At 74.5% G+C, this 13,758-nt stretch carries 12 protein-coding genes; 9 read left to right on the forward strand and 3 right to left on the reverse strand.

The window, feature by feature from the left end; all coding sequences use genetic code 11:
* The first annotated feature begins 170 nt into the window (after window positions 1-170).
* The gene (locus ACFU74_RS08695; protein ID WP_380753870.1) at window positions 171-992 is read left to right on the forward strand and encodes a lipase family protein; all 822 of its coding nucleotides are present in this window, start codon (window positions 171-173) and stop codon (window positions 990-992) included.
* A 38-nt stretch (window positions 993-1,030) separates the two neighbouring features.
* Here the strand turns inward: ACFU74_RS08695 and ACFU74_RS08700 are convergent, their stop codons facing one another.
* A complete protein-coding gene (locus ACFU74_RS08700) occupies window positions 1,031-1,897 on the reverse strand; it encodes an alpha/beta fold hydrolase (RefSeq protein WP_380753873.1) in 867 nt (288 codons plus the stop codon).
* Window positions 1,898-1,985: 88 nt separating this feature from the next.
* Complete coding sequence (locus tag ACFU74_RS08705; protein ID WP_380753876.1) at window positions 1,986-3,206, reverse strand: CapA family protein; 1,221 nt, start codon at window positions 3,204-3,206, stop codon at window positions 1,986-1,988.
* A 210-nt stretch (window positions 3,207-3,416) separates the two neighbouring features.
* On the opposite strand from ACFU74_RS08705, the gene ACFU74_RS08710 reads away from it, so the two are divergent.
* The 8 genes from ACFU74_RS08710 to ACFU74_RS08745 all read left to right on the forward strand — a co-directional run bounded on the left by ACFU74_RS08710 (window position 3,417) and on the right by ACFU74_RS08745 (window position 12,204).
* On the forward strand, window positions 3,417-5,282 hold the full coding sequence (locus tag ACFU74_RS08710) for a peroxidase family protein (RefSeq protein ID WP_380753879.1): 1,866 nt from the start codon (window positions 3,417-3,419) through the stop codon (window positions 5,280-5,282).
* Window positions 5,283-5,379: 97 nt separating this feature from the next.
* Complete coding sequence (locus ACFU74_RS08715) at window positions 5,380-6,339, forward strand: formylglycine-generating enzyme family protein (RefSeq protein ID WP_380753882.1); 960 nt, start codon at window positions 5,380-5,382, stop codon at window positions 6,337-6,339.
* Window positions 6,340-6,434: 95 nt separating this feature from the next.
* A complete protein-coding gene (locus ACFU74_RS08720) occupies window positions 6,435-7,001 on the forward strand; it encodes a PadR family transcriptional regulator (protein ID WP_380753885.1) in 567 nt (188 codons plus the stop codon).
* Between the two features lie 122 nt (window positions 7,002-7,123).
* Entirely contained in the window at window positions 7,124-8,698 is a 1,575-nt protein-coding gene (locus ACFU74_RS08725) for a sulfatase (protein WP_380753888.1), read from the forward strand.
* Between the two features lie 24 nt (window positions 8,699-8,722).
* Window positions 8,723-10,081 (forward strand): MFS transporter, encoded by a 1,359-nt coding sequence (locus tag ACFU74_RS08730; RefSeq protein ID WP_380753891.1) that lies wholly within the window; start codon window positions 8,723-8,725, stop codon window positions 10,079-10,081.
* 36 nt (window positions 10,082-10,117) lie between these two features.
* The gene (locus ACFU74_RS08735; RefSeq protein ID WP_380753894.1) at window positions 10,118-11,557 is read left to right on the forward strand and encodes a sulfatase-like hydrolase/transferase; all 1,440 of its coding nucleotides are present in this window, start codon (window positions 10,118-10,120) and stop codon (window positions 11,555-11,557) included.
* Between the two features lie 6 nt (window positions 11,558-11,563).
* The gene (locus tag ACFU74_RS08740; protein ID WP_380753897.1) at window positions 11,564-11,935 is read left to right on the forward strand and encodes a YidH family protein; all 372 of its coding nucleotides are present in this window, start codon (window positions 11,564-11,566) and stop codon (window positions 11,933-11,935) included.
* A complete protein-coding gene (locus ACFU74_RS08745) occupies window positions 11,932-12,204 on the forward strand; it encodes a DUF202 domain-containing protein (protein ID WP_380753900.1) in 273 nt (90 codons plus the stop codon). Before ACFU74_RS08740 ends, ACFU74_RS08745 begins: the two co-directional genes overlap by 4 nt.
* A 74-nt stretch (window positions 12,205-12,278) precedes the next feature.
* On the opposite strand, the gene ACFU74_RS08750 is transcribed toward ACFU74_RS08745, so the two are convergent.
* A complete protein-coding gene (locus ACFU74_RS08750) occupies window positions 12,279-13,751 on the reverse strand; it encodes a DUF6519 domain-containing protein (RefSeq protein ID WP_380753903.1) in 1,473 nt (490 codons plus the stop codon).
* Window positions 13,752-13,758: the final 7 nt, after the last annotated feature.

Genomic DNA, 13,758 nt, shown 5'->3' on the forward strand with positions numbered 1-13,758 from the left:
GCCCCGGCGGACGGTGTGTCGTTCGCCGGGGCCGCGCCGTCTCCGGTCGCCCACGAACCACGGGCGCGGTAGCGTCACCTGCGGTCACCGGTCCGTCGCGGAGCGCATTCCCGGGGCGGGTGCGCGGGTGGCCCCGCCGTCCACCCGTCGATCCGACAGGAGCGTTCCCCGTGGCCGTACCCACCACCTTCGACCAGCGCGCGACCGGCTTCGGCCTCCCGCTCGCGTACAACCTGGCCAAGGCCGCCGAACTCGCCTACAAGGACGAGGCCACCATCGAGGCGCAGGCCCGCGACTGGGGCTTCGGGACCGTACGCCACCACCGCACCCGCTTCACCCCGCCGTTCCCGCTCCAGGACACCCAGGCCTACACGATGGCGGGGGAGCACATGATCGTCACCGCGTTCCGGGGCACCGAGGCCCAGCAGATCCGCGACTGGCTCACCGACAGCACCACCCCGCCGTGGCCCGGGCCCGCCCGCACCGGATACGTCCACTACGGCTTCGCGGAGGCCCTGGACTCCGTCTTCCCCGACGTCGCCAAGACCCTCGCCGACCTGCGCACCGGCGAGCAGAGCGTCTGGTTCACCGGCCACAGCCTCGGCGGGGCGCTCGCGATGCTCACCGCCGCCCGGCTGAGCCTGGAGGACCCCCGGCTCCAGGCCGACGGCGTCTACACCTTCGGCCAGCCCCGGACCTGCGACCGCCTGCTCGCCGCCGCGTACGACAAGGGCCTCCGGGGCCGCACCCACCGCTTCGTCCACGACAACGACATCGTGCCCCAACTGCCCCCGGAGCCGGCCTTCACCCATGTGGAGACGCTGCACCAGATCGACTCGGCCGGCCGCGTCCGGGAGCGGACCGGGCTGGTGGCGGGCCTGACCGACCGCGCCAAGGGGCTGGGCGCCGCCGCCTTCTCGCCGGACGGCGAGGGCATCCGCGACCACCTGATGCGCAACTACCTCGCGGCCCTGGAGAAGGCGCTGGGCTGACCCCCGGCGGCCGCCTGGCGTGATCCGAAGGAGAGGGCCTACGCGCCGTCAGGGGTCAGGAAGCCGTCGACCAGCGCCACGAAGCGCCCGGGCTCCTCCGCCCACGGGCGGTGGCCGGACTCCGCGAGGACCTCCAGCCGGCTGCCGGGGTGGGCGGACGCCGCCGCGCGGGCCGGTGCCGTGCCGACCATGCCGTCCGAGGCGCCGGCCACCACCAGGACGGGCGTGCGGGCGGCCCCCAGCCGCGCGACCCGTCCGGCGAGGGTTCCCGGATCGGCCGACCCGGCGTAGAAGGCCTCCCGCAGCCACGGGTGGGGGGACGCGTAGTGCGGCGGGTACTCGGCCAGGCGCTCCTCGGTCCAGCGGTGCCAGAAGAACGGCAGCACCCGGCGTTGCAGCGCCGCGAGTTCACCACCCGTCCGGCCCCCGCGCGCCAGCAGCCGGTCCGCCTCCGCGGCGTCGGCGTACCAGGGCTCGGCGGACCGCGCGGCCCGCAGTCCCGCGAGTTCCGTTGCGTCGACCTCGCGCCCGGCCCGGCCGACCGGGGCGACCAGCACGGCGCGGCGCGCCCGGCCGGGGAAGGCCGCCAGGTACTCCTGCGCGGTGAGGCAGCCGGCCGAGTGCGCCAGCAGGTCGAAGCGCTCCAGCCCCAGGTGGAGGCGGAGCGCCTCCAGGTCGCGGGCCTGCTCGACGAACGACACCGTCCGCCGGTCCGCCGGGACCCCGGACCGCCCGGCCGCCCTGGCGTCCGCCGGTACCAGGCGCCGCCGCCGGTCGAGGCCGCCGAGGTCGCCGAGGTAGCGCAGGTCCATCCCCGGTCCGCCGGGCAGCACCAGCAACGGCTCGCCCTCGCCGTGCACTTCGTAGCGGATCGGGCAGTCGTCGTAGGACCGGAAGCTCGGCATGATCGCCAGCCTTCCACGGCCCCGTCGAGTCGGCCGCCGGATCCTCGTCCAATCAGATGATTCCGGCGGCTTTGTCGTTATCCGATCGTCATTCCTGCTGGGGGGCCATGGTCAGCCCGGCCGAGGCGGCGCCGCGGCTGAGCACCACCGTGCGGATGTGCTCCAGGGCGCGGGCGTAGTCGGCGCGGCCGGGGTCTCGGCGGGCGGCCTCCCGGAGGTCGAGGACGCGGTAGGGCGGGCCGAGGTCGGTCACCTGGGGGACGAACTCGGCCTTGGCGACCGTCCAGCGCTGCCCGGGAGCGGCGGGCGGGGCGAAGGTGAACCGGGCGATCGAGCTCCAGTTGCCGCGCGGATCCTCGGCGCCGTCGTAGGTGAACATGTGGCCGGCGAGCTGGTCGCCGAGGCCGTACACGGTCCAGGTCCCGTTGATCTTCTCGTAGGCCTGCGGGATGTGGGCGTGGGTGCCGAGGATCAGGTCGATGTCCGGTCCGCCGCCGGCCTGCCCGCCGGTCTGCCCGGCGTCCGGCCCGGCGGCCAGTTCGCGGGCGAGCGTGAGCTGCTGCTCGTTCGGCGCGTCCTGCCACTCGGTGCCCCAGTGCAGGCTCACCGCCACGACGTCGGCACCGGCCGCGCGGGCGGCGCGGGCGTCGGCGAGGATCCGGTCCCGGTCGATCAGGTTCACCGCCCAGGGGCGGTCCGCCGGCAGCGGGATGCCGTTGGTGCCGTAGGTGTAGGCGAGGTGGGCGACGGTGGCGCCGCCGGCCCGCAGCAGCGCCGGCCGGCCCGCCTCGGCCTCGTCGCGGGCGGATCCGGTGTGCGCCAGGCCGACGGCGTCCATGGCGTCGAGCGTGCGCCGGATGCCGGCCGGGCCGTCGTCGAGGGTGTGGTTGGAGGCGGTGTCGCAGGAGGTGTACCCGGCCTCCTTGAGGGCCCGGGCGACCTGCGGCGGCGACTTGAACGCCGGGTAGCCGGTGAACGGGCCGCCGTCCGGGCCGTAGACGGTCTCCATGTGGCAGACGGCGAGGTCGGCGCCGCTGATCAGCGGCGCGACGCCGGCGAGCATCCGGCCGAAGTCGTAGCCTTCCCCGCCGGCGTCCTCCGCGGCCTGCCGGATGATCTCGGTGTGCGGCAGCACGTCACCGGTGGCGACCAGGGTGAACGCCCGCGGCCCGGTCGGGGCCGCGGTGGCGGTGACGGCGGGGCCCGGTTCCTCGCCCGCCGGCGGCGGAGCGGCGGGGGAGCCGCAGCCGGCGGCGGAGAGGAGCAGCGGGACGGCCATCGCGATGACCGGTCGGCGGGGCAGGCGCATGGTCGACTCATCTCATGATCGGAAGGCGTGACCGACCTTCCGACTATGCGCCGCCCCGACGGCTCCCCCTCGGCCCCACGCTCCGAGGTCACCCGGGGGACCGCACCCGCCTCCGCACGGCGCGCGGGCGGGCGGGCGCGCTCCTATCGTGGAGGTCGATCGCCCACAGAGCATCATCACCGCGCGTCACCGCACCTCCGGAGGGTCGACATGGCCACGCCCCGCAACGCGCGCCGCTCCGCGCCCGCCGCGAACGGTGGCGGATACCGCACGTCGCTTCCGTGGCGGCTCCTCACCGACGCGGCCGAGTACGTCGACCGCCGCTTCGGGTGGGACAGGCTGCCGGTCCTGCCGGGCCTGCTGACCCTCCTCGGACTGCGGATCCGACTGCGGCAGCGGAACCTGTACGACACCGGGCAGCTGCCCGCCGTCGACCCGCCCACCGCCGGGCCGCCGTCCGCGGGCCACCGGGTCAACCGGACCGCCGACGGCAGCCACAACGACCTCGGCGACCCGGCCATGGGCATGGCGGGCACCCGCTTCGGCCGCAACGTCCCGCTGGACCGGATCGCCCCGGCCACCGCCGAGGACGTGCTGTCCCGGCCGAGCCCCCGCGAGGTCAGCCGCGCGCTGCTCACCCGCCACGAGCTGGTCGCCGCCGAGACGGTCAACTCGCTGGTCGCCGCCTGGCTGCAGTTCATGATCCGCGACTGGTTCAGCCACGGCACGAGCCCCGTGGACCGCCCCTGGGAGGTGCCGCTCCTGGACGACGACCCGTGGCCCGAGCGGCCGATGCGGATCATGCGGACCCCGGACGACCCGACCCGGGACCCGCAGGCTCCCGCCGGGACCCCCGACACCCGGGTCAACGTCTCCTCCCACTGGTGGGACGCCTCCCAGGTCTACGGGAGCAGCGAGGAGGAGCAGCGGCTGCTGCGCACCGGGGAGTCGGGCCGGCTGCACGTGCGGGACGACGGGCGGCTCCCGCCGAACGCGGACCCGGCCCGCGACCCGTCCCGCATCCCCGGCTTCTGGCTGGGCCTGGCCATGATGCAGCAGCTGTTCGCCCGGGAGCACAACGCGATCTGCGACCACCTGCACCGCTCCTACCCGGGCTGGGGCGACGAGGAGCTGTTCCAGCGGGCCAGGCTGGTCAACGCCGCGCTGCTCGCCAAGATCCACACGGTGGAGTGGACGCCCGCCGTGATCAGCCACCCCACCACCGTCGCGGCGCTGCGCGCCAACTGGTGGGGCCTCGCGGGCGAGCGGGTGCACAGGCTCTTCGGGCGGATCAGCGGCAGCGAGGTCCTCAGCGGCATCCCCGGCGGCGGGACGGACCACTACGGCGTGCCGTACTCGCTCACCGAGGAGTTCGTCGCCGTCTACCGGATGCACCCGCTGATCCGCGACGACTGGCACCTGCGCTCCGTCACCGACGACGCCACCCTGCGGCAGTGCACCTTCCGCGACCTGGCCGGACCCGAGGCCCTGGAGGTCCTGGCCGCCGTCGGCCCGGCCGACCTCCTCTACAGCTTCGGCACCCTCCCGCCGGGCCTGGTCACCCTGCACAACTTCCCGCGCTTCCTCCAGGAGTACCAGCGCCCGGACGGCAACCTCCAGGACCTCGCCGCCACCGACATCCTGCGCAGCAGGGAACTCGGCGTCCCCCGCTACAACGAGTTCCGCCGGCTGCTGAGGCTGCGGCCCGCCCGGACCTTCCGGGAGCTGACCGGCAACCCGGAGTGGGCCGAGGAGATCGAGCGGCTCTACGAGGGCGACATCGAGAAGGTCGATCTGACGGTCGGCATGTACGCCGAGAAGCTCCCGGCCGGATTCGCCTTCAGCGACACCGCGTTCCGGATCTTCGTCCTGATGGCGTCCCGCCGGCTGAACAGCGACCGCTTCTTCACCGAGTACTACACCCCCGAGGTCTACTCCAAGGCCGGCCTGGCCTGGATCGACGACAACACGATGGTCACCGTCCTGCTCCGCCACCACCCGGAGCTGCGCACGGCCCTGGCCGGCCTGACCAACGCCTTCACCCCCTGGCACCCCGCCGGCCCGGCGACGTCGTGACGGCTGCCCTGCTCTTGGCCCGGTGGCGGGTGATATGTACGTTAGAACATAAGTGCCGGGGGTGATGGGCCCAGGCCGGAGCAAGAAGGACCCGAGCATGACCGACGCCACCGCGCCCGCCCGCTGCTGCATGCCGTCCGGAGGGGGCGCGCCGGCGCCGTCGGTCCCGCTGCCGCTGCCGTCGCCCTCGGCGCGCCGGGACGGCGCGGACGGGACGGTGCTGCTGCCCGGGGGCGACTTCCTGATGGGGACCGAGGACGCCGAGGGGTTCCCCGGGGACGGGGAGGGGCCGGTGCGGGCGGTGCGGCTGAAGCCGTTCCGGATCGACACCCGCGCGGTGAGCAACGAGCGGTTCGCCGCGTTCGTCGCCGACACCGGGTACCGGACCGAGGCGGAGCGCATCGGCTGGTCCTACGTGTTCGCGTCCTTCCTGCCCGCCGCGCTGCGCCGCGCCGCCCCGCGCCCCGAGCGGACGCCCTGGTGGTGCGGGGTGGAGGGGGCGGCCTGGAACCGGCCGGAGGGTCCGGGCAGCGGCGTCCAGGGGCGCGGCGACCACCCGGTGGTGCACGTCTCCTGGAACGACGCGGCGGCGTACGCGGCCTGGGCGGGCAAGCGGCTGCCCACCGAGGCGGAGTGGGAGTACGCGGCGCGCGGCGGCCTGGAGCAGGCGCGCTACCCGTGGGGCGACGAGCTGGACCCGGCGGGGGAGTACCGCTGCAACATCTGGCGCGGCACCTTCCCGGCGAAGAACACCGCCGCCGACGGCTACCGCGGCACCGCGCCCGTCGACGCCTTCGAGCCCAACGGCTTCGGGCTGTTCAACGTGTCGGGCAACGTCTGGGAGTGGTGCGCCGACTGGTGGACCACCGACCACCCGGCCGACCGCCCGCTGGTCGACCCCGCCGGCCCCGCCGCCGGCACCGACAAGGTCATCCGGGGCGGCTCCCACATGTGCCACCGCTCCTACTGCAACCGCTACCGGGTGGCCGCGCGCACCGCCAACACCCCGGACAGCTCCAGCGGGCACTCGGGCTTCCGCTGCGCGGCGGACGACTGAGGGGCGTCGACCCGGAGCGGAACCGGAGTATTGACATCCGGCTACCGGGGGGTAAGTCTTTGGTGCATAAGTTCCTCAGAACATAGGTGCCGCTCATGCAGCTCGACTATGTGATCCTCGGGGCGCTGACCCTGCGCCGCCTGTCCGGCTACGACCTGCGTCGCTGGATGGAGGGGCCGGGCCGCTTCATCGGGTACGGGGTCCAACTCCCGCACATCTACCGCCGCCTGGCCAAGCTCGTGGAGCGCGGCTGGGTGGCCTTCGAGGTCGACCCGCGCGAGGGCCGGCCGGACGCCAAGGTGTACCGGCTGACGGAGGAGGGCCACGCGGCCGTCCTGGAGTGGGCGCGGTCCCCCTACGTCCCGTCCCCGCGGCCCAAGGACCCCGACTTCGCCCTGCGCTTCGTCCTCGCGGGCCAGCTCGGCCCCGAGATCGCCCTGGACGTGGTCACCACCGAGCTGGAGTACCGGCTCAAGCAGCACGCCGAACCGGGCGCCCTGCCGCTGCCCGGCGCCTACGACCCGCAGGTCCCCGAACTCGACGAGGCCTGGGCCCGCGAGGTCCACACCATGGCCCACGAGCACGGCTACGCCTTCGGGGCCTCCCACATCGCCTGGCTCCAGCTCACCAAGGCCCGCCTGGAGGCGCGGCTCGGCCGCTGAACCCCCGGCACCCCCCGGCCCCACCCCCCCCGACGTCCCACCCCCAGCCACCGGTCGTCCGGCGTCCCCCCGCCGGCCGCACCGGTGCGAACCCTGCCCGCTCCCCTCCCCGGAGTCCCCTCATGCGCATCATCTACGTCGACGTGGACACCCTCCGCCCCGACCACACCACCCCCTACGGCTACCACCGCCCCACCACCCCCAACCTCCAGGCGCTCGCCGACAAGTCGGTCGTCTTCGAGCGCTACTACTGCTCCGACTCGCCCTGCCTGCCCTCCCGCACCGCCCTGACGAGCGGCCAGTTCGGCATCACCAACGGCGTGATCGGCCACTTCGGGCCCGCCGCCCAGTTCCGGCTCGACTCCGGCCACGGCCCCGAGCCCGACCGCCCCCTGCTCGGACAGCTCCTCGGCTTCGCCGGCCACTACACCGCCGCCGTCTCGGTGTTCGCCGAGCGCCACCGCGCCTACTTCTTCCACGCCAACTTCCGCGAGTCCATCCGCGCCACCGCCCGCCTCGGCGACGAGGAGGCCCAGGACGTCAACCGCGCCGCCGTCGACTGGATCCGCCGGCACGCGGACGACGAGAACTGGTACCTGCACCTCACCTACTGGGACCCGCACACCAACTACACCCAGCCCGCCGAGTGGACCGAGAAGATGGCGGCCTCCGGCCCGGTCCAGGAGTGGCCCGACGAGGAGACCATCGCGGCGCACGCCGAGGTCTACGGCCCGCGCAGCGCCCTCGACCTGCACTACTCGCTGACCGGCGACGGCACCTCCCCGGTCCCGCACAACATGCCCGACGCCATCCGCTCCCGCGCCGACTTCGAGCACCTGATCAACGGCTACGACGGCGCGGTCCACTACTGGGACCACTACTTCGGCCAGCTGATGGCCACCCTGGAGGAGCTGGGGATCGCGGAGGAGACCGCGGTGATCGTCAGCGCCGACCACGGCGAGTCCTTCGGCGAGCAGGGCTCCTACGCGGAGCACGGCCTGGCCAACGAGCCCACCCACCGGGTGCCGCTGATCGTCCACTGGCCCGGCGTCACCGACCGGCTGCCCGCCGAGGCGCGGCGCAACGACGCGCTGCTCTACAGCATCGACCTCGCCCCCACCCTCTGCGACCTGCTCGGCGTGCCCGTCCCCGCCGGCTGGCAGGGCACCTCCTTCGCCCCCGCGGTGCGCGGCGAGGCCATCGAGTCCCGCCCGTACCTGGTCCTCGGCCACGGCGCCCACACCTACCAGCGCGCGGTGCGCACCCGCGACCACCTCTACATCCGCACCTACCACCCGGGCGCCTTCCGGGCCGAGTGGGAGCAGCTCTTCCACGTCACCGAGGACCCCTACCTGACCCGCGACCTGCTCGAAGAGGAGCCCGAACTCGCCGCCGTCATGCGCTCCCACCTCGCCGAGTGGTGGAACGAGTACGCCGGGCGCCCCGGCTGCCTGCCCGACCCGATGCAGGCCACCCTGCAGACCGGGCCGACGTACTACAACGACCCCGCGCGGTACGCCCGGCACCTGCGCGACACCGGCCGCGAGCACCTCGCCGAGGACCTCGAAGCCCGCCTCACCTCCCTGAACGTCCCGGTCTCCTGGCACGCCCCTGACCGCCCGCGCACCGCCGAACTCGCGGCCCGCTGGGCGGCCATGATGCAGACCCGGGACCAGCGGTCCGTCCGGCCCAACTGACGCGCCACGCCGAGGGAGTTCCGCATGACCGCCAATTCCCCGCCGCCCGCCGCGGTGACCTCCCCGCCCGCCACCGCCACCGCCACCGCCGCCGGAACGGGCGGCAAGGGCCGCTGGCGCCAACTGGGCCTGCTCAGCGCCGCCATGGGGACCGACAGCGGCGAGCAGGGTGCCGTCTCGGTGCTGTTCCCCGCGATGCGCTCCGCCCTGAACCTGCCGCTGGCGGCCCTCAGCCTGCTGGTCGCCCTGGGCAAGATCATCGGGGTGGTCTTCGGGCCGATCTGGGTGAGCCTCGCCCAGCGCTACCCGCGCAAGTACGTCCTCGCCGTCAGCTCCGGCCTGTGGGGCGTGTGGACCATAGCCACCGGATTCGCCCAGAACTACCTGCAACTCGTGCTGCTCTTCGCGACCGCCGCCGCCGGCGTCGCCGGGAGCGGACCCCTGATCAACGGCATCCTCGCCGACCTCTTCGACGACCGGACCCGCGGCCGGGCGGCCGGTGTCCTCTTCGGCACCGTCGCCCTGGTCACCGGGCTCCTCGGCCCGCTGCTCGGGCAGCTGTCCCGGGTCGACGGCGGCTGGCGCTACGGCTTCTTCGCCGTCGGTGCCCTGCAAGTGCTGGCGGGAATCGCCATCCTGCTGTTCTTCGAGGACCCGGGCGTCGGCGGGGCCGAGCACCAGCTCGCCGCGCTGAAGGCCGGACCCGCCGCACCGCGCGGCCGCGCCTTCGACCGGGCGAGCCTGCGCCGGCTGGCTGGCATCCGCAGCTTCCCGCTGATGTGCCTGCAGCGGCTGCTCAGTGCCCAGTTCGTGATGGTCGCCTTCGGTGTGGTGTTCCTGGTCGACGTCCGCGGGTTCAGCAACGCCGAGGCCTCCTTGGTGGTCCTCCCCTCCGCGCTGTCGTACCTGATCGGGACCCTCTCCGGCGGGCTGGCCGCGGACCGCGTGCAGCGCCGCTTCCCCGGCTCGGGCCGCATCGCCGTCCTGCAGAGCGCGATCCTCGGGTACGGCGTCGTCGCCTACGTCGCCACCCAGATCGCCTGGACCCACCTCGGGATCTACGCCGCCCTCTTCTCGCTGCTGGGCCTGCTGCAGGGCTTCCAGCCGTCGGTCAACCGGCCGGTCGTCATGGCCATCACACCGCCGGAACTGCGCGGCGCGGCCTTCGCCGTCTTCCTCGGCATCGAAGGGGCCGCCTGGGCCGTGATCACCCTGCTCGTCGGCTACCTCGGGGACACCATCGGGCTGCAGGGCGCCTTCCTGTGGATGGTGGTCGTGGTCCTCCTCGCCAACGGGGTCCTCACCACGCCGCTGCACCGCACCTACGGCCGGGACGTCGCCGCCGTCCAGACCGAGCTGGACCGTCGCGCCACCGCCGGCTGACCGCTCCCGAACGAAACGCAGAACCGGGAAACACACATGACCAACCGCCCCAACTTCGTGATCCTCATGCCCGACCAGCTACGGGCCGACGCCGTCGGCGCGTTCGGCAACCCGTACGTCAGCACCCCGCACCTGGACGCCCTCGCCGCCCGCGGCACCACCTTCCACCAGGCCTACGTCCAGCACCCGGTCTGCTCGCCGAGCCGGGCGTCCGTCCTCACCGGCTGGTACCCGCACACCGCCGGCCACCGCACCCTCACCCACCTGCTCAAGGAGCACGAGCCCAACCTGCTGCGCATCCTCAAGGACGCCGGCTACCACGTCACCTGGGCGGGCGCCCGCGGCGACACCTTCGCCCCGGGCGTCACCGAGGCGAGCGTCCACGAGTACGGCTTCTCGACCATGCCCACCACCGGCTACGGCGGCGACTACCCCGACGGCGTCTGGTCCCGGCTGTTCTACCGGGGCCCGGTCCCCGACGACGGGCGGATCGACCCGGACGAGGCCGCGGTCCGCTCCGCCGAGCGGTTCCTGGAGAACCCGCCCGAGCGGCCCTGGGTGCTGTTCGTGCCGCTGGTGGCGCCGCACTGCCCGTTCCAGGTCGAGGAGCCCTGGTTCTCGATGGTCGACCGGGACGCCCTCCCCGACCCCGCCGCCCCCGGCGACCCGTCCGGCGAGCCGCGCTACATGGGGGCCATCCGCGAGCGCTACGGCATCGGCGAGGTCGCCCCGGAGCAGTGGCGCGAGGTCATGGCCACCTACTACGGGATGATCGCCCGCCTCGACGACCAGCTCGGCCGGGTGATGGGCGCGGTCGCGGGCGCCGGCGCCGCCGACAGCACCGTGACCCTGTTCTTCGCCGACCACGGCGAATACCTCGGGGACTTCGGGCTGATCGAGAAGTGGCCGTCGGCGATGCACGACTGCATCACCCGCGACCCCCTGATCATCAGCGGCGGCGGCTTCGACGGCGGACAGGCCAGCGACGCCATGGTGGAGATGGTCGACGTGCTGCCCACCGTGCTGGAGCTGGCCGGGGTCGAGGCCCCGCACCGCCACTTCGGCCGCAGCCTGGTCCCGCTGCTGCGCGACCCCGCCGCCCAGCACCGCGAGTACGCCTTCACCGAGGGCGGCTTCACCGTCGAGGAGGAGCCGCAGATGGAGCGTCCGGGCTTCCCCTACGACCTCAAGGGCGCCCTCCAGCACGAGGACCCGGAGCTGGTCGGCAAGGCCGTCGCCGTCCGCGACCGGGAGTGGACGTACGTCTGGCGGCTCTACGAGGCCCCGGAGCTGTACCACCGGGCGGAGGACCCGCAGGAGCGGGTCAACCTGGCGGGCCGGGCGGAGCACGCCGGGACCGAACGGCGGCTGCACGACGCCGTGCTGCGGTGGATGGTCGAGACCGCCGACGTCATCCCGCCCGGGCCGGACCCGCGCCTGCCGCAGGTGGCCCTGCCCGCGCCCGGCAACCGGTAGCCGGCCGTGCCGAAGGCCGGTCGCCGTGACGCACCGTGGTACGAGGAGGGCGAGGAGCCTGACTACCGGTTCTCGCTGGCGAACGAACGGACGTTCCTGGCCTGGTTCAGGACCGGACTCGCCCTGATCGCGGCGGCGCTGGCCGTGGCCCAGTTCGTCCCGCCGCACGCGCGGGGGACGGCGGGAGCGGTGCTCGGCGCGGTGTTGGCGGTGGTGGGCTCCCTGATCTGCGCGACGGCCTGGTTCCGGTGGCGCGCCGTCCAGCGGGCGATGCGCCACCAACGGCCCCTGCCGCACAGCCGGATGCTGCCGGTGCTGGCCGTCGGCGCGGCGGTGGCCGGTCTCGGCCTGCTCCTGCTGATCGTCCGGACGCCATGACCCCGCGCGATCCCGGGCTCCAACCCGAACGCACCGCGCTCGCCGGGCGGCGGACCGCCCTGTCCGCGGTGGTCGCGGCCGTCCTGGCGCTGCGCGGCGCCCTCGCCCACCGGAGCACGGCCGAGGCGGCGGCGGGCGTCCTGCTCCTCGTGGTGGCGGCGCTCTCCGTCACCACGAGGACCGGCATCCGGGTCAGGCAGCTCGCGATGGCGGCCTGCGCGGCAGCGGCCGGCCTGCTGATCGCCGCGCAGTTCGCCCCGCACACCTGACGGACCCCGGTTCGGCTGTCCTCCTTCGTCCGGGGACCGTAGCCGGCCCGGGGCCGCCGACGGCGGCCCCGGGCTCAGGCCCGTTCCCGGGAAGGGGCGGGGGCCGTCAGCGGGCCGAAGGTCCGCCGGAGGTCGGCCGCCGCGGCCGGGCCGGTCACCCAGGCGAGCGGGGCGTGGTGGAGCCGGATTCCGGCCGGGTGCCGGAGCAGGGCTTCGCCGGCCGGGTTGCGCGGCCACTCGACCTCCCCGGTGGCGGTCCGGGCCGGGACGAGCCAGTAGTCGCCCCGGGTGTACGCGCCGCCCGGCCCGAAGTACACCTGGACGCCGTCCTCCAGGTCGAGCCAGGCCCCCTCCCGGAGCCGCAGCGCACCGCCGGACAGCGGCAGGGCGTCGCGGCCGCGGGGCGCCCGGTGGTCCCAGCGGCGCAGGTAGGGGTGACGCTCGGGCAGCCGCCCGACCTCCGGCCCCGGTTCGGCGGACAGCCGCACCCGGCGGCCCGGCAGGTCGGTCTCCTCCACCTGGAGGAGGTCCTGGAGCGGGTCCGCCGGCTCGCCCCGGCTGACCGAGGCGCTGTCCGTGACCTCGACCCAGTCGCCGACCGTGAGGCCGGACCTGTCGTCGTCGCCCAGTGTGGTGAGATCGACCCAGACGCCCTCGACCGAGGTGACCGGCAGGACCACCGAGCCGTTCTCCCGGGACCACTTGAACGTGGCGTCGCACCCGGCCGAACCGCCGTGGTGGACCTCCACCCGGTACAGCTGGTTCTCCGGGCCCCGGTAGGCGGCCTCGGGATGGGCCAGGCACGGGTCCTCGCTCGCCCGCTCCGGCCGCCGGGCGCGCGCCGCCAGCCGGGCGGTGGGTCGCTCACGCGGTTCGGCCCAGGCGTCGAAGGCCTCCCGCACCTCCCGCACCCGCGACGCGCCGTCGCCGGCGAGGCCCAACTCGGCGCCGGGCAGGGCGAGCACCTGCCAGACGACCTTGGCCCTGGCCGCCGTGTCGGGCATCGCCGCACCGAGCGCGACCTCGCGGATCTCCGGGTCCTCGACCGCGGTGACGCTGCGCTCCCAGACCTTCAGGTAGACCAGGAACGGGAACTCACCGGGGAGCCGGTCGCCGGGGCGCTCCTGGTCCCGGTAGGCGTCCGGCTGGTCCCAGTACGTCCAGCCGGCCGGCTCCTGGGAGGGGTCGCCGTTGCCGAGGTGATCTCCGCCGCCTCCGCCTCCGCCTCCGTCGTCGTCGGGGGCGGCGAGGCCGGGCTCGGGCCGGCGGGCCTCGCACAGGATGCCGTCCACGTAGTACCGGCCGTCGCCGATGACGAGGTCGTCCACGTCGTGGCTGCCCGGCACATGGCCGATCGCGAACCCGGCGGCCGCGGCCGGCCCGCCGTGGCGGCCGATCAGGTCGGCGGCGAGCGTGCGCAACTGGTACCGCTCGATCGCGGCCTGCTCGTTGGCGTCGGCGTCGAGCTGGACCCGGCCCTGCTGGGTCAGCACCGCGGAGTAGTGCTTGCCGGGCCGGAAGGTCAGGCGCGAGAAGTCTGCGTGCACGGTTTCC

This window comes from Kitasatospora sp. NPDC057500 (genome assembly GCF_042802195.1).
In the GTDB taxonomy this organism is placed as follows: Bacteria; Actinomycetota; Actinomycetes; order Streptomycetales; family Streptomycetaceae; genus Kitasatospora.

Bases quoted from the DNA above. Each gene is read 5' to 3' on its own strand.
- ACFU74_RS08700 (WP_380753873.1), bottom strand. From the start codon at position 1,897: ATGCCGAGCTTCCGGTCCTACGACGACTGCCCGATCCGCTACGAAGTG.
- ACFU74_RS08705 (WP_380753876.1), bottom strand. From the start codon at position 3,206: ATGCGCCTGCCCCGCCGACCGGTCATCGCGATGGCCGTCCCGCTGCTC.
- ACFU74_RS08710 (WP_380753879.1), top strand. From the start codon at position 3,417: ATGGCCACGCCCCGCAACGCGCGCCGCTCCGCGCCCGCCGCGAACGGT.
- ACFU74_RS08715 (WP_380753882.1), top strand. From the start codon at position 5,380: ATGACCGACGCCACCGCGCCCGCCCGCTGCTGCATGCCGTCCGGAGGG.
- ACFU74_RS08720 (WP_380753885.1), top strand. From the start codon at position 6,435: ATGCAGCTCGACTATGTGATCCTCGGGGCGCTGACCCTGCGCCGCCTG.
- ACFU74_RS08725 (WP_380753888.1), top strand. From the start codon at position 7,124: ATGCGCATCATCTACGTCGACGTGGACACCCTCCGCCCCGACCACACC.
- ACFU74_RS08730 (WP_380753891.1), top strand. From the start codon at position 8,723: ATGACCGCCAATTCCCCGCCGCCCGCCGCGGTGACCTCCCCGCCCGCC.
- ACFU74_RS08735 (WP_380753894.1), top strand. From the start codon at position 10,118: ATGACCAACCGCCCCAACTTCGTGATCCTCATGCCCGACCAGCTACGG.
- ACFU74_RS08745 (WP_380753900.1), top strand. From the start codon at position 11,932: ATGACCCCGCGCGATCCCGGGCTCCAACCCGAACGCACCGCGCTCGCC.